At 64.5% G+C, this 19,634-nt stretch carries 27 protein-coding genes; 21 read left to right on the forward strand and 6 right to left on the reverse strand.

Annotated elements, in window-relative coordinates:
• Positions 1-25: 25 nt before the first annotated feature.
• From FDT80_RS19150 to rpsF, 5 genes are all read right to left on the reverse strand, one after another.
• Positions 26-679 carry a CatB-related O-acetyltransferase gene (locus tag FDT80_RS19150; protein WP_138660465.1) on the reverse strand — a complete coding sequence of 218 codons (654 nt, stop codon included), beginning with the start codon at positions 677-679 and terminating at the stop codon, positions 26-28.
• Positions 680-712: 33 nt separating this feature from the next.
• Positions 713-1,198 (reverse strand): transglycosylase SLT domain-containing protein, encoded by a 486-nt coding sequence (locus FDT80_RS01460; RefSeq protein WP_246039797.1) that lies wholly within the window; start codon positions 1,196-1,198, stop codon positions 713-715.
• Between the two features lie 175 nt (positions 1,199-1,373).
• The gene (gene rplI, locus FDT80_RS01465; protein WP_138660466.1) at positions 1,374-2,003 is read right to left on the reverse strand and encodes a 50S ribosomal protein L9; all 630 of its coding nucleotides are present in this window, start codon (positions 2,001-2,003) and stop codon (positions 1,374-1,376) included.
• A 10-nt stretch (positions 2,004-2,013) separates the two neighbouring features.
• Positions 2,014-2,241: a 30S ribosomal protein S18 gene (gene rpsR, locus FDT80_RS01470; RefSeq protein WP_005852865.1), complete on the reverse strand. Its 228-nt coding sequence runs from the start codon at positions 2,239-2,241 to the stop codon at positions 2,014-2,016.
• A 28-nt stretch (positions 2,242-2,269) separates the two neighbouring features.
• Entirely contained in the window at positions 2,270-2,632 is a 363-nt protein-coding gene (rpsF, locus tag FDT80_RS01475) for a 30S ribosomal protein S6 (RefSeq protein WP_138660467.1), read from the reverse strand.
• Between the two features lie 484 nt (positions 2,633-3,116).
• On the opposite strand from rpsF, the gene FDT80_RS01480 reads away from it, so the two are divergent.
• Together FDT80_RS01480 and FDT80_RS01485 are read left to right on the forward strand one after the other, a co-directional pair.
• On the forward strand, positions 3,117-3,602 hold the full coding sequence (locus tag FDT80_RS01480) for a hypothetical protein (protein WP_138660468.1): 486 nt from the start codon (positions 3,117-3,119) through the stop codon (positions 3,600-3,602).
• 154 nt (positions 3,603-3,756) lie between these two features.
• Complete coding sequence (locus FDT80_RS01485) at positions 3,757-4,329, forward strand: YceI family protein (RefSeq protein WP_138660469.1); 573 nt, start codon at positions 3,757-3,759, stop codon at positions 4,327-4,329.
• A gap of 172 nt (positions 4,330-4,501) precedes the next feature.
• On the opposite strand, the gene FDT80_RS01490 is transcribed toward FDT80_RS01485, so the two are convergent.
• On the reverse strand, positions 4,502-5,704 hold the full coding sequence (locus FDT80_RS01490; RefSeq protein WP_138660470.1) for a cytochrome b/b6 domain-containing protein: 1,203 nt from the start codon (positions 5,702-5,704) through the stop codon (positions 4,502-4,504).
• A 166-nt stretch (positions 5,705-5,870) separates the two neighbouring features.
• Between FDT80_RS01490 and fabD the strand changes: the two genes are divergently transcribed.
• From fabD to FDT80_RS01585, 19 genes are all read left to right on the forward strand, one after another.
• A complete protein-coding gene (gene fabD / locus FDT80_RS01495; protein WP_138660471.1) occupies positions 5,871-6,824 on the forward strand; it encodes an ACP S-malonyltransferase in 954 nt (317 codons plus the stop codon).
• 10 nt (positions 6,825-6,834) lie between these two features.
• Positions 6,835-7,572 (forward strand): 3-oxoacyl-[acyl-carrier-protein] reductase, encoded by a 738-nt coding sequence (fabG, locus tag FDT80_RS01500; RefSeq protein WP_138660472.1) that lies wholly within the window; start codon positions 6,835-6,837, stop codon positions 7,570-7,572.
• Positions 7,573-7,806: 234 nt separating this feature from the next.
• Positions 7,807-8,040, forward strand: coding sequence for an acyl carrier protein (locus FDT80_RS01505; RefSeq protein ID WP_111735012.1), 234 nt, complete (start codon positions 7,807-7,809; stop codon positions 8,038-8,040).
• A gap of 164 nt (positions 8,041-8,204) precedes the next feature.
• Positions 8,205-8,738: a GNAT family N-acetyltransferase gene (locus FDT80_RS01510; RefSeq protein WP_138660473.1), complete on the forward strand. Its 534-nt coding sequence runs from the start codon at positions 8,205-8,207 to the stop codon at positions 8,736-8,738.
• Between the two features lie 116 nt (positions 8,739-8,854).
• Positions 8,855-10,114 carry a beta-ketoacyl-ACP synthase II gene (gene fabF, locus FDT80_RS01515; protein ID WP_138660474.1) on the forward strand — a complete coding sequence of 420 codons (1,260 nt, stop codon included), beginning with the start codon at positions 8,855-8,857 and terminating at the stop codon, positions 10,112-10,114.
• Positions 10,114-11,286, forward strand: a complete 1,173-nt coding sequence (gene mltG, locus FDT80_RS01520) for an endolytic transglycosylase MltG (protein WP_138660475.1) — start codon at positions 10,114-10,116, stop codon at positions 11,284-11,286. The genes fabF and mltG overlap by 1 nt, the downstream gene beginning before the upstream one ends.
• Before the next feature lie 219 nt (positions 11,287-11,505).
• The gene (locus FDT80_RS01525; protein WP_138660476.1) at positions 11,506-11,850 is read left to right on the forward strand and encodes a hypothetical protein; all 345 of its coding nucleotides are present in this window, start codon (positions 11,506-11,508) and stop codon (positions 11,848-11,850) included.
• On the forward strand, positions 11,786-13,129 hold the full coding sequence (locus FDT80_RS01530) for a terminase large subunit domain-containing protein (protein ID WP_170311818.1): 1,344 nt from the start codon (positions 11,786-11,788) through the stop codon (positions 13,127-13,129). The genes FDT80_RS01525 and FDT80_RS01530 overlap by 65 nt, the downstream gene beginning before the upstream one ends.
• A gap of 146 nt (positions 13,130-13,275) precedes the next feature.
• A complete protein-coding gene (locus tag FDT80_RS01535; RefSeq protein WP_138660477.1) occupies positions 13,276-14,457 on the forward strand; it encodes a phage portal protein in 1,182 nt (393 codons plus the stop codon).
• A complete protein-coding gene (locus FDT80_RS01540; protein ID WP_138660478.1) occupies positions 14,450-14,671 on the forward strand; it encodes a GTA head formation protein, RCAP_rcc01685 family in 222 nt (73 codons plus the stop codon). The genes FDT80_RS01535 and FDT80_RS01540 overlap by 8 nt, the downstream gene beginning before the upstream one ends.
• A 41-nt stretch (positions 14,672-14,712) precedes the next feature.
• Entirely contained in the window at positions 14,713-15,288 is a 576-nt protein-coding gene (locus FDT80_RS01545) for an HK97 family phage prohead protease (RefSeq protein ID WP_138660479.1), read from the forward strand.
• A gap of 36 nt (positions 15,289-15,324) precedes the next feature.
• The gene (locus FDT80_RS01550) at positions 15,325-16,503 is read left to right on the forward strand and encodes a phage major capsid protein (protein WP_138660480.1); all 1,179 of its coding nucleotides are present in this window, start codon (positions 15,325-15,327) and stop codon (positions 16,501-16,503) included.
• 162 nt (positions 16,504-16,665) lie between these two features.
• Positions 16,666-17,265 (forward strand): head-tail connector protein, encoded by a 600-nt coding sequence (locus FDT80_RS01555; protein WP_138660481.1) that lies wholly within the window; start codon positions 16,666-16,668, stop codon positions 17,263-17,265.
• The gene (locus tag FDT80_RS01560) at positions 17,262-17,600 is read left to right on the forward strand and encodes a phage head closure protein (protein WP_138660482.1); all 339 of its coding nucleotides are present in this window, start codon (positions 17,262-17,264) and stop codon (positions 17,598-17,600) included. The genes FDT80_RS01555 and FDT80_RS01560 overlap by 4 nt, the downstream gene beginning before the upstream one ends.
• Complete coding sequence (locus FDT80_RS01565; RefSeq protein ID WP_138660483.1) at positions 17,597-18,007, forward strand: DUF3168 domain-containing protein; 411 nt, start codon at positions 17,597-17,599, stop codon at positions 18,005-18,007. Before FDT80_RS01560 ends, FDT80_RS01565 begins: the two co-directional genes overlap by 4 nt.
• A 26-nt stretch (positions 18,008-18,033) precedes the next feature.
• Entirely contained in the window at positions 18,034-18,447 is a 414-nt protein-coding gene (locus tag FDT80_RS01570; RefSeq protein WP_138660484.1) for a phage major tail protein, TP901-1 family, read from the forward strand.
• A gap of 4 nt (positions 18,448-18,451) precedes the next feature.
• Entirely contained in the window at positions 18,452-18,766 is a 315-nt protein-coding gene (locus FDT80_RS01575) for a gene transfer agent family protein (protein WP_138660485.1), read from the forward strand.
• An 8-nt stretch (positions 18,767-18,774) separates the two neighbouring features.
• A complete protein-coding gene (locus FDT80_RS01580; RefSeq protein WP_138660486.1) occupies positions 18,775-18,966 on the forward strand; it encodes a rcc01693 family protein in 192 nt (63 codons plus the stop codon).
• Positions 18,963-19,622 (forward strand): phage tail tape measure protein, encoded by a 660-nt coding sequence (locus FDT80_RS01585; RefSeq protein WP_138660487.1) that lies wholly within the window; start codon positions 18,963-18,965, stop codon positions 19,620-19,622. Before FDT80_RS01580 ends, FDT80_RS01585 begins: the two co-directional genes overlap by 4 nt.
• Positions 19,623-19,634 lie beyond the last annotated feature (12 nt).

Consider the following 19,634-nt stretch of genomic DNA (forward strand, 5'->3'; position numbering starts at 1 on the left):
GCCCGGATAATTCGAATGGTCCGGATCAGGGGGTCCAAGGCGCGTCCTTGGGGCAGGGCGGCAGCGCCTCCAACGCCGTCAGAGCGGCCTCGATATCGTCGAAGGGCAGGGCGGAGATATCCGACAGCGGCCTGTCCCACCAGCGCGCTGCCAGCAACCGCTCCACGATGTCGGGCGCAAAGCGGTAGCGCAGAACCCGCGCGGGGCTGCCTGCGACGATGGCGTAGGGCGGCACATCGCGATTGACAAGCGCGCCGCCGCCGATGACCGCACCGTGGCCCACGGTGACGCCGCGCAGGACCACGGCCTTGGCCCCAATCCACACGTCATGGCCGATGACCGGGCCCGGTTTGCGGTCAAAATTGACGCGCTTGATGTCCTGAACCTCCGGCTGGCCACGAAAGTGATGTTTGGAATACTGGAAGGGATGAGTGCTGAGATAGTCGGTCGGGTGGTTCACCGCGCCCAGTTCCACGAAGCGCGCGATAGAGCAGTAGCGGCCGATGCGCGTCCCATCGCTGCACACGGCGTATTCCGACAGGTAGGACATGGCGCCCATCACGCATTTCGGCCCCAGTTGGGCAAACCGGTCCAGCCTGATGGGGGTCTCGTGGCGCGATGACCTGTTCTTGACGGCGCGGGGGTGAATGACGTCTTCCATGTCCGGATAAAAGGCCATGTCGCGCGCGGTGTCACCCAGGAATGTGTGCGATCACCCCTGTCGCAGACCGGTTGCGACCAGCATGCCACGGCGCTTGGCCTCGTAGTAGTAGCCGCGGGCGTACCATTTGATCGCGGTGGCAAAGTCGCCGTCGGACAAAAGCCATGCCCCGCGCAGGTATTTGACGCCGTATTTCAGGTTCGTCTCGGCATCCAGCAGATCGGCGGCCGACCCGTCGTGGCCCATCGACCGCGCGGTGGCCGGCAGGATCTGCAACAGACCGTAGTAGGGACCGTTGCGCGCGTCCGGGTTGTGCGTGCTTTCGCGGATCGCGAGGCGGTGCACGAGCGGGCGCGGTACGTCGTAGAGGTCGGCATAGGTGTTGATCAAGCGGCGCAACTCGGGCGTTTCGTTGGGATGAAGCGGGGGCCCAGCGGCGATTTCGGGGGCCGGGGCCGTCTGGGGTGCATCGCCGCAGGCGGCAAGCGGGATCACGAAGAGCATCGCCAGAAGGCTGCGTCGGATGAAGGGGACCATGTCGGGATACACGCGCTGTTGAAACTGGCGGGACGTTAGACGCGGTCACAGCCCGGGCAAACAGCGGATTTCGCGGTGCGCGGCAAGTTGCCGTTGCCTGCGCGGAAGGGCGCGCAACGCAAAACGCCGCGCAGGGGGCTGCGCGGCGTTTTCGTTTTTCGGAATGTACCGGCGATCAGGCCTTGGACGAATCGTCGTCCTCGTCCGCGGATTGCTCCTGAACGGTTTCGGCCAGGTCTTCGTCGTCGGACGCGGCGGAGCCGATATCCTCGAACAGTTCGGAAATCTCGAACTCGGCTGCGGCTTCTTCTTCCGCGGCCAGTTCCTGGATCGACTTGCCCGCGGCCTGAAGCTCTGCCTCTTCGGGCGACCGGGCGACGTTCAATTCGACCGTCGCGTCGACCTCGGGGTGGAGCACGACGGTGATCGTGTGAATGCCCAGTTCCTTGATCGGCTGCAGGACGACCTGCTTGCGATCAACCGTGAACCCGGCTTCGGTGGCCACATCGGCAGCGTCACGAGTGGTGACGGAGCCATAGAGCGCACCGGAATCCGACGCGGAGCGAATCACGACGAACTGCTGGCCGTCGAGCTTGGCGGCCAGCGCCTCGGCTTCTTTCCGGGTCTCGAGGTTTTGCGCCTCGAGCTGGGCCTTTTGGCCTTCGAAGGCTTCGATGTTGGCCTTGGAGGCCGACAGCGCCTTGCCCTGCGGCAGCAGGAAATTGCGCGCGAACCCCGGCTTCACGTCGACGACGTCGCCCATTTGACCCAGCTTGGCCACACGTTCGAGAAGGATGACTTGCATGATGTTCTCCTTACTTTACGGCGTAGGGCAGCAGGGCGAGGAAGCGGGCGCGCTTGATGGCACGGGCCAACTCGCGTTGCTTCTTGGCCGAGACGGCGGTGATGCGGGAGGGGACGATCTTGCCACGCTCAGAGATGTAGCGTTGCAGCAGACGCGTGTCCTTGTAGTCGATCGCAGGTGCGTTGTCGCCCGAGAAGGGGCAGACCTTGCGGCGACGGAAAAATGGTTTTGCAGCCATGGTTTATGTCCTTTTCATCAAGCGTTGATCAACGGCGCTCGCGGCGTTCGCCACGGTCCGGGCGCTCGTCGCGCTTTTGCATCTGAACCGACGGCAGTTCGGCGTGCGCGTCGACCTTGATGGTCAGAACGCGCATCACGTCGTCGTGCAGGCGCATCAGGCGTTCCATTTCCTGAACGGCGGGTGCGGGTGCATCCGAGCGCAGGAAGGCATAGTGGCCCTTGCGGTTCTTGTTGATCTTGTAGGCCATCGTCTTGACGCCCCAGTACTCGTGATCCACGAGGCTGCCGCCGTTGTCGGACAGCACGGTACCGAAATGTTCGATGAGGCCTTCGGCTTGCGTGTTGGACAGATCCTGACGCGCAATCATGACATGCTCATATAGCGGCATGCGTACTCCTGTTTTATATCAAGGCGCATTTCAAAGACGGGGCCAGTGACCCTTTGCGGCCCCGCCACGAGAGACTGCGCGGTTGGATAGAGTTGCAAAGGAATGGCCGATATACACGGTTTGACGCGCGGCGCAAGCGGTCAGCGCCATGTGGGGCTGACTGCGGCTGTGTGCGGCAGAGGTATTCAACCGGGGGCGACGCTTCGGGACCCACAGGACTGCCAGTGTCTGTTCTGCGCGGTATGTCACGACAACCGCCGAACACGCCATGACCGGTCGATGTGCAGGCGCGACGCCAAAGGCCTTGGCCCGGCGGCACCCATCGCGGTGCAGCAACAGTTTTTGAGAAATCCGCTTATTGTACGTGTGATACCCGGAAAGTCGCCGACACGACGCCATATGGCCCCGGCGCCGCCCCGGACCTGTCCCATTTTGGTCTTGATTGTCCCGCTAGATCGTCGGCATCACCAAGGAGGAACAGGATATGACCGCTCGGACAGCAACAGCCGCCAAGGCAATCGATCTTCACCCGGTCGGGTCTGCGAACGGCACCCGCATGATCCTGCGGGGCGTGCAGCGCGTCATCGGGGCCTCGCTGGTTCTGTCGGTTCTGGGGCTTTGGATCGCGCCGGGATCGAATTGGGAGAGTGATCCGCTGTTGATGAAATTGCTGATGTCCGTCGTCGCGGGCCTGGCGGGTGTCGCGCTTTTGCAGGCCAGTGCAAGACCGTCGGGCATGGATTCGGAAATTGACATCGAGCGCGGCGAAATCCGCCTTGTGCGCACCGTCGGCGGACACCGCGACGTGGTGCAGCGGTGCAGCTTTGATGCCTTGTCGGATGCAGAGGTGCGCGGCAACCAGATCCGCTTCTGGGATGCCGACGGCGCTTTCATCGCCGAAGTGACGCTGACCGCATGTGCGACGCGGCAGGAACTGACCCAGAGCCTGCGCCGCGCCGGCAAGATCTGAGCGGAGCCACGTCGGCGCAGGTGCCCCGCGTGCACTTGTTCCCTCCACACGGTGTTCGCTGGCGCGCACGTGATGTTGAACACTGCAGGATTGCCCGCAGCGCGAAATACTCCAATTGATCTATGTGATATTGATCAAACGGAGTACCGCCAAAATGAAATCCCTTCTTCTCGCGACAGCGTTGACTGCAACCGCCGGCATCGCGTTTGCCGCGCCCGAAAAATACAACCTCGACGCAAGCCACAGCCAAATCGTGTTCAATTACAACCACCTCGGCTTTTCCACCGGCTACGGCATGTTCTCGGGCTTTGACGGCGAGATCATGTTCGACCAGGAAGACCCGGCGAATTCGTCCGTGACCGTATCCTTCCCCGTCCGGTCGATGATGACCGGTTGGGAAGCACGTTTCGAGCACTTCATGTCCGAAGACTTCTTTGGCGCGGGCGAAGACGAGATGGTGACCTTCACGTCCACCGGGATCGAGGTGACGGGCGACACCACTGCGCTGATCACCGGCGACCTGACACTGAACGAAGTGACCAAGTCGGTCGTTCTGGATGCCGTGCTGAACCAGGTGGCCGAGCACCCGATGGAAAAGAAGCCATGGGCCGGTTTCTCCGCGACCACGACGGTCCTGCGCTCTGACTTCAACGTCGGCCAGTTTGCCCCCTTCGTCAGCGATGAAGTGCAGATCGAGTTGTCTGTCGAGGCGATGAAAGCCGAATAATCCTTTCGCATGTGTAGCGAGTTCACGCCGCCGGGGATGTCCCCGGCGGTTTTTTTGTGTGCGGATCACGGCGCGACGCGGTCAGAAAGCACGCCCGCTCGAAATGTGATGGAGAGGATCGAGGCAAAGTCGCCCCCCGTCGCGTGCGAGTGAGCGGCGGGGGGCGGGGCGGTCAGTCGGCGGACTTGGATGCGGTCACGGCGACGTCCACCGCGACACTGAACCCGACCGAACTTTCGTCCTTCATGCTTTGGCCGATGCCGAAGTCGCGGCGATCCAGCGTCAGGTTGCCCTGCATGCGGGCCGTATCGTCGGTGATCGCGAGCGTGAAGGGAAGGGACACGGGCACGTCGCTGTCCTTGAGGGAGAGTTTGCCTTCGGCGGTGTAGCCTTCCGCTCCGGCAAGGATGTCGGCGGTGAAGGTGGCGGTCGGAAAGGCTTCGGCGTTGAAGAAATCGGCGCCCATCGCCTGATCGGTGACCGACCCCAGCTTGAGCGAGCCGATGGCGATCGTGACCTCGACCGATCCGGCGGGCCCCTGGGTCACGGTTTCGTCAAAGGCGATGGCGGCGGTCCAGTCGGCAAAGCTTCCTGTGACGGCCGAACCCATCTGCTGCACGGTGATCTCGATCTTGCCGTCCTCGACCTGCCACTGCGATGCGACGGCGTCGAGTGACGCAGTTTCGGTGGCCGGAGTTTCGGCGGCAAAGAGGCCAAGCGATGCGCCCGCGACCAATGCTGCGGCCCAGATGGCCAGCGCGGTCACAATGGGGGCGGCGATGGGGTGATCGCCCGAGACCTTTGGCAAGGACGGCTGACCCGGCAGCATGCGTCGCAGCGTGGCGTCGCGGTCGATGACGTGGTGCTTGAGCGCGCCGCCGATGTGAGCGGCGAGCGTGACGATCAGAACCCAGACGAACACCTCGTGCAGCCCCGCAAAGATTTCCGCGAAATCGGGATCCTTGGGAATGAAGGGCAGCGACTGTCCGAAGGGCCACCAGATCGGCGCGAACCCGGTGGTCGCCGCGTGATGGATCCAGCCTGACAGGGGCACCACGATGAGCGAGCCATAAAGCACCCAATGCGCCGTTTCCGCCGCCCAGCTTTCAAGTTTGCGGTCCGCGTGCAACAGCCCCGGCTTTGGCTGGCTGATGGCCCAGGCAATGCGCAGCAGCGCCACGAAAAACACCGTCACGCCAAAGGTCTTGTGGACCGAGAACAACAGCGCCTTGACCGCCAGCTGTTCGGAGGTGTCATAGGGCCATGCGTTCGCCACGAGCCCAAGGGGGATAAGCGTCAGGATCAGGAGGGCGGTGAGCCAGTGGAAGGTCTTGCTCACGGTGCCGTAGCGGGCGTGGTCATTCGTCATCGACATCGTCATGCTCCGGTAAGGGCGGTTGGTGGGTCAGATAGCGATTGCGCCCGCCGGGGCAATATCGTTGTGCGCACAGAGCCTGCGCGGTCGAGGTCAGCACCGTTGCGTCATCATCCGCCGCAGGCTAAGCCATTGCGAACAGAAATTTCGTGAAAGGCGCAGAGGTATGAGCATCGCATTCGTTTTCCCCGGTCAGGGGGCGCAGACCATCGGCATGGGGCAGGCGCTGGCGCAGGCCTATCCGGCGGCGCGGGCGGTCTTTGACGAGGTGGACGAGGCGCTTGGCGAAAAGCTGAGCGGGCTGATCTGGGAAGGCGATATCGAGGCGTTGACCCTGACGCAGAATGCGCAGCCGGCGCTGATGGCCACGTCGCTGGCGGCGATGCGCGCGCTGGCGGCCGAAGGTGTCGGGATCGACCGGGCGGCGTTTGTCGCGGGTCATTCGCTGGGCGAATATTCCGCGCTGGCCGCCGCCGGGTCGCTGAGCGTCGCCGACACCGCGCGGCTGCTGCGGATCAGGGGGCGCGCGATGCAGGCCGCCGTACCGGTGGGCGAGGGCGCGATGGCGGCGCTGCTGGGGCTGGGGATCGAGGATGCCGAGCGCGTGGCGGCACAGGCCGCACAGGCCGCACAGGGCGACGAGGTCTGCCAGGTCGCCAATGAAAACGACCCCGCGCAAAACGTCGTCTCGGGCCACCGGGCCGCCGTCGAGCGGGCGCTGGACCTGGCCAAGGCCGCCGGTGCCAAGCGGGCGCTGATGCTGCCGGTGTCGGCCCCGTTCCACTGTGCGCTGATGCAGCCCGCCGCCGAGGAAATGGCCCGTGCGCTGGAGGGGGTGACGATTGTCGCGCCCAAGGTGCCGTTGGTGGCCAACGTGCTGGCGGAGGCGGTCAACGAGCCCGCGCGCATCGCCGGCTTGCTGGTCGAGCAGGTCACCGGCCGGGTGCGCTGGCGTTCCAGCGTGGAATGGATGGCGGCGCAGGGCGTGACGGAGGTTTGGGAAATCGGTGCCGGCAAGGCGCTGTCGGGCATGGTCCGGCGCATCAACAAGGACGTGGCCACACGCAGCATCGGCACCCCCGATGAGGTGACAGCAGCCGCGGCAGAGGCAGAGGCATAAGGAAGAGAACATGTTTGATTTGACGGGGAAAAACGCGCTGATCACAGGCGCATCGGGCGGCATCGGCGCGGAGATCGCACGCGTGCTGCACGCAGCGGGGGCGACGGTCGGACTGTCGGGCACGCGGACCGAGCCGTTGGAGGCGCTGGCCGCGGACCTTGAGGCGCGTGCGCATGTCCTGCCCTGCAACCTGGGCGATCCGGCCGCCGTCGATGCGCTGCCCAAGCAGGCGGCGGAGGCGATGGGATCGGTCGACATTCTGGTCAACAACGCGGGAATCACGCGCGACAACCTGTTCATGCGGATGTCGGACGACGAGTGGCAATCGGTGCTGGACGTGAACCTGACGGCGACGTTCAAGCTGTGCAAGGGCGTGATGCGCGGCATGATGAAGGCGCGCTGGGGCCGGATCGTGAATATTTCGTCCATCGTCGGTGCCACCGGCAACCCCGGGCAGGCCAACTATGCCGCCAGCAAGGCGGGCATGATCGGCATGTCGAAATCATTGGCCTACGAGGTCGCAAGCCGGGGCATCACGGTCAACGCGGTGGCGCCCGGCTTTATCCAGACGGCGATGACCGACAAGCTGACCGATGATCAGAAATCGGGAATCATGGGGCAGATTCCCGCCGGTCGGATGGGCACGCCCGCCGAGATCGCCAGCGCCGTCCTTTACCTTGCGGCACCGGAATCGGGTTATGTCACGGGCGCAACACTGCATGTGAACGGCGGAATGGCGATGATTTGAGCCTGACCTGCATAAGCGTTTGCCATCCGTGCCGCGTGTGCTAAAGGGTGCGCAGAATTCAACCCGGGGGCAGTTCAGACTGCCTGCGGAACCTCTTGGTCTTGGCGCGGATATATGCGTAAGGTCTTGGGACAGAGCCGCCCTTCGGGGCATACTCCTGCCGACCCCGGATACATGGGGCGGCCAGGAACCGGAAAAAGGGCCAGATCTGGCCCGAAGGAATGAGGACTTAAAATGAGCGACATCGCAGACCGCGTAAAAAAGATCGTTGTGGAACATCTTGGCGTTGAAGAGGACAAGGTGACCGAGAATGCATCGTTCATCGACGATTTGGGTGCCGACAGCCTCGACACTGTCGAGTTGGTGATGGCGTTCGAGGAAGAGTTCGGTATCGAGATCCCCGATGACGCGGCCGAGACGATCCAGACCTTTGGCGATGCCGTGAAGTTCATCAAAGAAGCGTCCTGATCCAGGTCAGTTCGTTCAAAAGCGCGGCGTCGATCCCTCCGGATTGGCGCCGTTTTTTTGTGCCGGGTGGTTTCGCGGTTGAAACTGCGCGCTGCCCGCGTAAACGTGGTGATTGTAGAGGGCGCCAAGCCCCGCCATGTGATCAAAGGCCGAGCCCCCGATAGATGTCGCGCACCATTCCCACGATCAATACGCACCGCCTGACCCTGCGCGGTATGCGTCCGGAAGATTTCCGCCGCTTTGCCAGCATCTGGGAGATGCCGGAAGTCGTCGAGCAGATCGGCGGTGAACCCTGGCCGCGCAGCAAGGCCTGGGCCGCGTTTCTGCGCAATGCCGGCCATTGGCAGATCACCGGGTTCGGGCAATGGGCGATCCAGTTGCATGGCCAGGGCCAGATGTCGGGCCAGGTCGGGTTCTTCTACGGCAAGCGCGACCTGGGAGAGGATTTCGATGCCTTCCCCGAAGCGGGCTGGGTGCTGACGCCCGATGCGCATGGATCAGGGCTGGGCACCGAAGCGGCGGTGGCCGCGCATGATTGGTTCGACCGGGTCGTGACGGGGCGGCTGGTGTGCATGATCGCGCCGGACCACCGTGTGTCGTTGCGCGTCGCCGAGCGGTTGGGCTACGAGCCGCTGCGCGACACCGAGCACGAGGGCGCCCCGGTGCGATTGATGGTGCGCAAGAACCCGCCGCAATAAATCTGCTTTCCTGCGATGATACGGGCTTATTGCCGGAAATGGACGGGCCGCTGCGCTCTTGAACACAGCCGCATGCTCGGGCTATGAGCAGGTCATGAAACAAAAGGGATAATGCGATGCGCAGAGTGGTAGTTACAGGCCTTGGATTGGTCACCCCCCTGGCGGATGGTGTCGAGGCGAGCTGGAGCCGGATTCTGGACGGCCAATCCGGCGCCGGCCCGATCTCGGGGTTCGATGCCAGCGCTCTGGTCACGCAATATGCCTGCGAAGTGCCGCTTGGCGATGGCAGCGACGGCACGTTCAATGCCGACGCCTACATGGAGCCCAAGGAGCAGCGCAAGGTCGATACCTTTATCCTGTTCGGTATGGCGGCTGCGCAGCAGGCGGTCGAGGATTCAGGCTGGATGCCCACCGATGCCGAAGGGCAGGAGCGCACCGGCGTTCTGATCGGGTCGGGGATCGGGGGGCTGAATTCCATCGCCAACACCGCCGTGATGATGAAGGAAAAGGGCCCGCGCCGTGTAAGCCCGTTCTTTGTGCCCGGTGCCCTGATCAACCTGATCTCGGGTCAGGTCAGCATCCGCTACGGGTTTCGCGGGCCGAACCATTCCGTCGTCACGGCCTGTTCCACCGGTGCCCATGCCATCGGCGATGCCAGCCGCCTGATCCAGCATGGCGACGCGGATGTGATGATTGCCGGTGGCGCCGAGGCGGCGATCTGCGAAATCGGGATCGCGGGGTTCAACGCCTGCAAGGCGCTGAGCACGAAGCGCGGCGACGACCCCAAGAAGGCCAGCCGCCCCTATGACGCCGATCGCGACGGCTTCGTGATGGGCGAGGGCGCGGGCATCGTGGTGCTGGAGGAATACGAGCACGCGAAGACGCGCGGCGCCAAGATCTATGCCGAGGTCCTGGGCTACGGCCTGTCGGGCGATGCCTATCACATCACGGCACCGTCCGAGACAGGCGAGGGCGCGGAGCGGTCGATGCGCAACGCGCTGCGCAGTGCGGGGCTTGAGCCACGGGATATCGATTACATCAATGCGCATGGCACCTCGACGATGGCCGACACCATCGAACTGGGCGCTGTCGAGCGGATGATGGGCGAAGATGCCGGCAAGGTGACGATGTCGTCCACCAAGTCGGCGACAGGGCACCTTTTGGGGGCTGCGGGCGCGATCGAGGCGATTTTCAGCATCCTGGCCATTCGTGATCAGGTCGCGCCGCCGACGATCAATCTGGACAATCCGGCGGTCGAGACGGCGATCAACCTGGCACCCAATGCAAGGCACGACCGCGAAATCAACGTCGCGCTGAGCAATTCATTCGGCTTTGGCGGCACGAACGCCAGCGTCCTGTTCGGAAAAATCGGCTGATGTGGCGTAATATTGCCTCCAACGCGGTGACGTTCCTGATCGTCGGGCTGTTCTTGCTGGGCGGTATGGTGCTGTGGGGCAAGTCCCAGTACCAGAGCGATGGCCCCTTGGCCGAGGCGATCTGCCTGCAGGTGCGCAGCGGATCGAACATGCGCGCCGTGAGCCGCGATCTTGAAGCCCAGGGCGCGGTGACCAGTGGGGCGATCCTGCGCATCGGGGCCGATTACACCGACAAGACGGCGCTTTTGAAAGCCGGCAGTTTCCTGGTCGAGCCGGGCGCGTCGATGCAGGAGATCGTCGATACGGTGACCCGAGGCGGCGCCAGCACCTGCGGGACCGAAGTGATCTATCGCATTGGCGTGAACCGCGTGGGGGTGCAGGTGCGCGAATTGGATCCGACGACCAACGCCTTTGTCGATGTCGCGGATTTCCAGCCGGGAGTCGAGGAAACGCCGGCGGTCTTTGCCGAAAAGACGGCTTTGCCCGACACCCGCTTTCGCGTGGCGCTGGCGGAAGGCGTCACGAGCTGGCAGGTGGTCGAGGCGTTGAAAGCCGTCGATCTGCTGGATGGTGACGTGACGGAGTTGCCTGCCGAAGGCGCTTTGGCGCCGGACAGCTACGACTTCCGCCCCGGCGGTGACCGCATGGAGATCCTTGACCGGATGCGGGCGGCACAAGAAGAGCTGGTGGCGGCCGCATGGGCCGCGCGCGACCCCGGCTTGCCGGTCGAGACACCCGAAGAGTTGCTGACGCTGGCATCGATCATCGAGAAGGAAACAGGCGTGCCAGACGAGCGAGGGCAAGTCGCCAGTGTTTTCGTCAACCGCCTGAACGCGGGCATGCGATTGCAGACCGATCCGACGGTGATCTACGGTATCACCAAGGGGCAGGGCGTCTTGGGTCGGGGCCTGCGCCGCAGCGAATTGCGTGCCGAGACGCCTTGGAACACCTATGTCATCGACGGGCTGCCGCCCACTCCGATTGCCAACCCCGGACGGCAGAGCCTGATGGCGGCGGCGCAGCCCGACGAGACCGATTTCGTGTTCTTCGTGGCCGACGGCACCGGCGGACATGCCTTTGCCGAAACGCTGGACGAGCACAATAGCAACGTTGCGCGCTGGCGCCAGATCGAGGCGGAGCAGGCGGATACGGGCGGCACATCGAACAACTGACGGGGTGGTGTGCGGCGCGGTGAAATTAACAATTTGTTAATCATACCGTACGCTTAGCCGCCGTCGCGCACGTCATTTCGCTTGACTTTGCGGACGGTCCAATGTACACCTTGTGACATGCTAGAAGAAGTGGGCAAGCGACCCCGGGACACCCTCCCGGCGGTCGCTTTTTCATTTCTCTCGTGCGGGGGATGTCACGCATGAGAGGTACGCGAGCACATGACTTTAATCACCCCGGAGAAGGTGGCGCTTGAAACCGAAGGTCTGCTGGCCTCGGTTCAGGACGCAATCCGCGAATTGCGTCAAGAGCTGGAAGACCTGAAGAAACGGGTCCGGGCTGGGGACGGTATCGATGCGACGAGAGACGGCAGAACGGTGGCTTCGGCCAACCAGTTGCTGACGACCTGTCTAAAAGTGGAGACGAGCCTTGCAGAGTGTCGGAACAAAACATCAGGAATTGCCCAAGGGGGCTACGCTCTTGACCTCGATCGGGCAAGGGTTGAGATCGGGTGCCAGTTGGATCGGCTCCGCTGCACCGCACCTTCAGGAACAGTTCCTGAATGAACTGAAGGAGGGAGAGCTTCTGGCTCTCCCTTTTTTGTTCGAGTTCTGGGCGATGGAACATCAGTTGCCGCCCGCCGGCAACTGGCGGACCTGGGTGATCATGGGTGGCCGCGGCGCGGGCAAGACGCGTGCCGGGGCGGAATGGGTGCGCGCGCAGGTCGAAGGGTCGAGGCCCTTCGACCCGGGGCGCGCGCGGCGGGTGGCGTTGGTGGGCGAGACGATCGATCAGGTGCGTGAGGTGATGATCTTTGGCGACAGCGGGATCCTTGCCTGTTCTCCGCCCGACCGCAGGCCGACGTGGGAAGCATCGCGCAAACGGCTGGTATGGCCCAATGGCGCGGTGGCGACGGTGCATTCGGCGCATGACCCGGATGGTTTGCGGGGGCCGCAGTTCGATGCGGCATGGGTCGATGAGATGGCCAAGTGGAAGAAGGCGCAGGAGACCTGGGACCAGTTGCAGTTCGCGCTGCGGCTGGGCGACGATCCGCGCGTCTGCGTCACGACGACGCCGCGCAACGTGGGCGTTCTGAAAAAGGTGCTGGCGGCCTGTTCGACGGTCACGACCCATGCGCCGACCGAAGCCAATGCGGCCAATCTGGCGGCGTCGTTCCTCGAAGAGGTCCGGACCCGCTATGACGGCACGCGGTTGGGGCGGCAGGAGTTGGATGGCGTTCTGCTGGCCGATGCGGAAGGGGCATTGTGGACCAGTGCGGGAATGGAGGCCTGTCGAACCGACAAGACGCCGCACTTTGACCGGATCGTGGTGGCGGTGGATCCGTCCACGACCAGCGGGTCGACGTCCGACGAATGTGGGATCGTGGTGGTCGGCGCGGTGACGCAAGGCCCGCCGCAGGATTGGCGCGCCGTGGTGCTGGCCGATTGCACGGTCCAGGGCGCCACGCCGACGGGCTGGGCCCGCGCGGCGATTGCGGCGATGGAAATGTACGGCGCGGACCGGCTGGTAGCGGAGGTCAACCAAGGCGGACAGATGGTTGCCGAGGTGATCCGCCAGATCGATCCGCTGGTGCCCTACAAGGGCGTGCACGCCAGCCGTGGAAAGGTCGCGCGGGCCGAGCCCGTGGCGGCCCTGTACGAGCAGGGGCGCGTGGCCCATGTCAGGGGGCTGGATGCGCTGGAGGATCAGATGTGCGCCATGACCGCGCGCGGTTTCGAGGGGGCCGGGTCGCCCGACCGGGTGGATGCGCTGGTCTGGGCGCTGCATGAGTTGCTGATCGAGCCCGCAGCGCATTGGCGCCGCCCGCAGGTGCGGTCGCTTTGAGAGACCCGCGCGGGCGGTGAGCCCAAGGATGGCGCTGGGGCGAGTGCCCTGATCCAGGACAATTGAGGCGACAGGACGGATCGCGCGGGAAGCAATGCCGCGTGACCCCGTTGGCGTGGCCGCGGAACACATGAGGAGCGACAGAGATGGTGTTTGATTTTCTAAAGCGCGGGGCACCGGTGGAGGTCCCGGAGCAAAAAGCCAGCGCGACCGGCCCGGTTGTGAGTTACACGACCGCAGGCCGGGTGGCCTGGAGCCCGCGCGACGCGGTGTCGCTGACCCGGACGGGGTTTTCGGGCAACCCGGTGGGCTTTCGCTGCGTCAAGTTGATCGCGGAGGCGGCGGCGGCGTTGCCGCTGGTGCTTCAGGATGCCGAGCGGCGCTATGACAGCCATCCGTTGTTGGCCCTGGTGCATCGCCCCAATCCGATGCAGGGGCGGGCCGAATTGTTCGAGGCGCTTTATGCGCAGGTGCTGCTGTCGGGCAATGGATATGTGGAGGCGGTGGCCGGCGACGGCGACGTGCCGACCGAGCTTCATGTGCTGCGGTCGGACCGGATGAGCGTGGTGCCGGGGGCCGATGGCTGGCCGGTGGCATATGACTATACTGTGGCCGGTCGCAAGCACCGGTTTGACATGGTGGGCGGGATCGGCGCCATCTGCCACATCAAGAGCTTTCATCCGCACGACGATCATTACGGGTTCAGCCCGATGCAGGCAGCGGCGATGGCGGTGGATGTGCACAACAGCGCCAGTCGCTGGTCCAAGGCGTTGCTGGACAATGCCGCGCGGCCTTCGGGGGCGATTGTCTATCGCGGCACCGACGCCCAGGGCGCGATGAGCACGGACCAATACGAGCGGCTGGTCAGCGAGATGGAGAGCCATCATCAGGGTGCGCGCAACGCCGGGCGTCCGATGCTGCTTGAGGGGGGGTTGGATTGGAAGCCGATGGGCTTTTCCCCCAGCGACATGGAGTTTCAAAAGACCAAGGAATCGGCGGCGCGCGAGATCGCTTTGGCCTTTGGCGTGCCGCCGATGCTGTTGGGGATCCAGGGGGATGCGACCTATGCGAATTACCAGGAGGCGCATCGCGCGTTCTACCGCCTGACGGTGCTGCCGTTGGCGACGCGGATCACGGCGGCACTGGCGCATTGGCTGGCGGGGCAGGGTCCGGGTGCGGGGTTGGATCTGAAGCCTGATCTGGACCAGGTTCCGGCCCTCGCGGCCGAGCGCGACGCGCAGTGGGGCCGGGTGGCACAGGCCGATTTTCTGACGCAGGCCGAAAAGCGCAGCCTGTTGGGATTGCCGGCGGTGAGCGACGATGCGTGAGCCGTCGGTGGACCGGTTTCAATGCGCGCCGGGGCTTCGGTTGCAGGCGCATGAGCGGGTGAGCGAGATTCACAACGACAACCTGCTGCGGAGGCTCGACCGGGTGGAGGAGATGATGGAGCGGCTGGAGCGACGGTTGTGGCTGACGGTGTACGGCATCGTCGGAATGATCCTGGCCGAGGCGTTGCAGTCGTTTCTGGCGGCTGTCCCTTGACCGGATGGCGGAAGATTTCAACAATCTTGAGGAGTAAGGCGATGGAGACGCAGTTGAGGCCCGGACCGGCGCCGGGCCTGGAGCACAAGTTTGCGCGGTTCGGCGAGGCCGTTGAGGTGACGGACGGCATCGTGATCAGCGGTTACGCGAGCCTGTTCGGTGCGCCCGACCAGGGCGGCGACGTGGTCGAGGCGGGTGCCTATGCTGCATCGCTCACGCGGTTGGCGAAGCGCGACGCGCGCGTCAAGATGCTGTGGCAGCATGATCCGGCGCAGCCCATCGGCATCTGGGACGAGGTGCGCGAGGACGCACGCGGTCTGTGGGTCAAGGGCCGCCTGCTGGATTGCGTGGCGAAGGGTCGGGAGGCGGCCGCGCTGATTGCGGCGGGCGCCATCGACGGGCTTTCGATCGGCTATCGCACCGTGCGGGCCAGCAAGAACACCAAGGGCCAGCGGCTCTTGACGGAACTGGAGCTTTGGGAGGTGTCGCTGGTGACCTTTCCGATGTTGCCCAGTGCGCGGGTCGCGGCCAAATCGGGTGATGCCGATCTGGATGCGGCCTTGCGCGACATGGCGGCGGCCTTTGAGGGCGCGCGCGCTGATCTGGCGCGTCGCTGAGACGGCCATTCATCCACAGGAAACGAGGATTTGCGCATGAGCAAGACCGAGGCGAAGGCCCGGAGCGGGGAAGATCTGTCTCCGGCGGAAGAGGTCAAACGGGCGGTCACGGGCTTTGTCCGTGATTTCAAGACCTTCCAAGACGAATTCGACATCAAACTGCAACAAACAGAAGAGCGACTGATCATGCTGGACCGAAAGACACAGACCCCTGCACGCATGCCCCTGGCCGGGGCGACCGACGTGGGTGCGCCACACCAAAAGGCCTTCAACGCCTACCTGCGGTCGGGCGATGACGACGGCCTTCGCGGCCTTGAAGTGGAGGTGAAATCCCTCTCCACGGCGGTCAATTCCGATGGCGGTTACCTGGTCGATCCGCAGACGGCGGACCGGGTCAAGTCGGTGCTGAATTCCACCGCGTCGATCCGGTCGATCGCCAGCGTGGTGAATGTCGAGGCGACGTCCTATGATGTTCTGGTCGATCATTCGGATGTCTCCACCGGCTGGGCGACCGAAAGCAGCACGATCGGCGAAAGCGACACGCCGCAGATCGACCGCATCACCGTGCCGCTGCATGAGCTGAGCGCGCTGCCCAAGGCAAGCCAGCGCTTGCTGGACGACAGCGCGTTCGACATCGAGGGCTGGCTGGCCAGCCGGATCGCGGACAAGTTCGCCCGCGCCGAGGCATCGGCCTTTGTCGGCGGCGACGGCATCGACAAGCCCAAGGGGTTCCTGACGCATACGAGCGTGGACAACGATGTCTGGGTCTGGGGTAACCTGGGCTATGTGCCCAGCGGCGTGGATGGCGATGTGACGCCCGAGGCGATCATCGACACGGTCTATGCGCTTGGCGCGCAGTATCGGGCCAACGCCACCTTCGTGATGAATTCCAAGACCGCCGGGCTGGTGCGCAAGCTCAAGGACAACGATGGCCGTTTCCTGTGGTCCGACGGTCTGGCGGCGGCCGAGCCCGCGCGTCTGATGGGGTATCCGGTGCTGATCGCCGAGGACATGCCCGACGTGGCCAGCAATGCCACGGCGATCGCTTTCGGTGATTTCGCCGCTGGCTATACCGTCGCGGAGCGCCCTGATCTGCGTATTCTGCGCGATCCCTTCAGCGCCAAGCCGCATGTCCTGTTCTATGCCACCAAGCGCGTGGGCGGTGACGTCAGCGATTTCGCAGCGATCAAGCTGCTGAAATTCGGCCTCTCCTAACCGGAGGCGTCGATCCGGGCATGAGGCGTCCCCTCGTGCCCGGCCGGGCGCGCACCGCAAACCGCCCGCATTGTCTAGCTGCTCCCCTCCGACCGAGCAATGTGGGCGGGTGCGCGTCCGGATCCTGCATCCCGCGGGGGGACGGAATTTTGGAGATGTTCCATGATGTTGATCGAAGAGACCACGGTGCCGGATGGAGCACTTCCGGTTGAAGATTTAAAAGCGCATCTGCGGCTGGGTACGAGTTTTGGCACCGATACGGTGCAGGACGGTGTGCTGAGCGGCTTTCTACGGGCCGCGATGGCGGCGATCGAGGCGCGCAGCGGCAAGGTGTTGTTGCGACGCGATTTCAGCCTGTCGCTGAGTTTCTGGCGGGATCGCGCTGGCCAGTCGTTGCCGGTGGCGCCGGTCGTTGCGGTGGCGGATCTGACGCTGGTGGATCGCAGCGGGGCCGAGACACAGATCGCGCCCGCTGCCTATTGGCTGGAACGCGATGTGCAGCGGCCACGGCTGCGGCCGACCGGGTCGTGCCTGCCGGCCATCCCCAGTGGCGGATCGGTGCAGATCGCCTTTGAGGCGGGCTATGCCGCGGCCTGGACGAATTTGCCCTCCGACCTCAAGCAGGCGGTGCTGATGCTGGCGGCGCATTATTACGAATACCGCAACGACACGGGGCTAAGCGAGGGGTGCATGCCTTTTGGCGTCAGCAGCTTGATCGAGCGCTACAAGGTCGTGCGCATGGGCTTTGGGGCGGTGCGATGACGGTGCCGCGTCTGGACCGCCCTTTGGTATTGGAAGCCCCGCAGCGCGTGGCCGACGGGGCGGGCGGGTTCGTCGAAGTCTGGCAACCTCTGGGCACGCTGTGGGCAGGGGTGGAGACCCGGACCGGGCGCGAGCGGATTGAAGCGCGCGCGCCCGTGTCCGCCATGCGTTACCGGATCACTGTGCGCGGCGCGCTGGTGGGAAGCCCGCAGCGGCCCCAGCCACAGCAGCGGTTTCGCGACGGTCCGCGCGTCTATGTGATCGAGGCCGTGGCCGAGGCCGACAGCCAGGGCCGCTATCTGATCTGCTTTGCCGATGAGGAGGTGGCGGTATGAGCTATGGAACCGCAGGTGCGCTGCAAAGCGCAATTTATGGCGCTTTGGTGGCCGATGCGGCGCTGGATGCGCTGGTGTCGGGTGCGATCTATGACGCGGTGCCCAGCGGCACGCTGCCGGAGACCTACGTAAGTCTTGGGCGCGAGACGGCGCGCGATGCGTCGGACAAGTCCGGCACCGGGGCGGTGCACCAGGTCGATGTGGTTGTCATCACCTCGGTGCCCGGATTTGCGGGGGCCAAGGCTGTCGCGGCGGCGGTGTCGGACGTGCTGCATGACGCCGACCTGGTGTTGAGCCGGGGCCGGCTGGTGTCGCTGCGGTTCGAGCGGGCACAGGCGCGGCGGATCGAGCAAGGCACGGGGCGCGAGATCGTTTTGCGGTTCCGCGCCCGCGTCGAAGACGAATAACCCCTTTCAGATACAGGAGAATACGAATGGGTGCCCAGAACGGAAAAGACCTTTTGATCAAGGTCGACATGGCCACGGATGGCCAGTTTCAGACGATTGCGGGCCTGCGGGCCACGCGGGTGAGTTTCAACGCCGAGACGGTGGATGTCACATCGCTGGAGAGCCAGGGGGGATGGCGTGAACTGCTGTCGGGGGCAGGGGTGCGATCCGTCGCGATTTCGGGTTCTGGCGTGTTCAAGGATGAAGGCACGGACGAACGGACGCGGCAGTTGTTCTTTGACGGCGAAACCCCGGATTTCCAGGTGGTCATACCGGATTTCGGCATTGTCGAGGGGCCATTTCAGGTCACGGCGATCGAGTATTCGGGCAGCCACAACGGCGAGGCGACCTATGAGCTGAGTCTGGCCAGCGCCGGGGCGCTGACCTTTACGGTGCTGTAGAGCCATGAGCAATCCTTGGAGGGGAGATGTGACGCTGGTCATCGATGGCCAGCGTCATGTGTTGCGCTTGACCCTGGGCGCATTGGCGGAGTTGGAAGCCGCGCTGGAGACCGACACGCTGGTGGCGCTGGTGCAGCGGTTCGAGGGCAACGGCTTTGCCACCCGCGACGTGCTGGCGTTGTTGCAGGCAGGGCTGTCGGGGGGGCAGTGCAACCTGTCGCCAGACGCCCTGCTGCATGGGCAGATCGAAGGCGGGCCGATGGCCGCCGCGCGCGCGGCGGCGGAATTGCTCGCGCGGGCCTTCATGTTGCCGGAATGAGCGTTGGCATGGATTGGCGTGCCTTGATGCAGGTCGGATTGCGGGGGCTGGGGTTGTCGCCCGACGCGTTTTGGGCGCTGACGCCCGCGGAATTGCAACTGATGCTGGGCGACGACCGCGCGCAGGGGCCGCTGCTGGCAGACGGGCTGGAGGCGCTGATGGCGGCCTATCCCGACAATAGCGAAGGAAACCGGACATGATGGACGATGCGAATTTCAACGAACTTGAGGAGCAGGCCGGCAGCCTGAACCAGACGCTTGGGCAGACAACGAACCTGGTGTCGGGCTTTGACGGGGAATTGCGCCGGATGCGGGTTTCGCTGGAGGCGACCCACAAGGATGTGCGGGTGCTGGAGCGCGGTTTGTCGCGCGGGTTGCGCCGGGCCTTTGACGGTGTGGTGTTCGATGGGCTGAAGTTGTCGGACGCACTGAGCACGGTCGCGCAGAGCATGATCAACACCACCTACAACGCCGCGATCCGACCGATCACGAACCATATGGGCGGGTTGATCAGTCAGGGGGTGAACGGGCTGGTGCAGGGTATTTTGCCTTTTGCGCAGGGGGCGCCGTTCAGCCAGGGCCGCGTGATGCCGTTTGCCAGCGGCGGAATCGTCAGCGGTGCCACGCCCTTCGGCATGCGGGGCGGCATGGGCGTGATGGGCGAAGCGGGACCGGAGGCGATCATGCCGTTGGCGCGGGGGCCCGATGGGCAACTTGGCGTGAGGACCGCGGGCGGGAGGGGATCCACGATCGTGATGAACATCACGACGCCGGACGTCGCCGGGTTTCAGCGCAGCCGCGGCCAGATCGCCGCACAGATGACGCGGGCGCTGAGCCAGGGTCAGCGCAATCGCTAAACATAGGGGAGC

The organism is Sulfitobacter sabulilitoris (assembly GCF_005887615.1).
GTDB classification, from domain to species: Bacteria; Pseudomonadota; Alphaproteobacteria; order Rhodobacterales; family Rhodobacteraceae; genus Sulfitobacter_E; species Sulfitobacter_E sabulilitoris.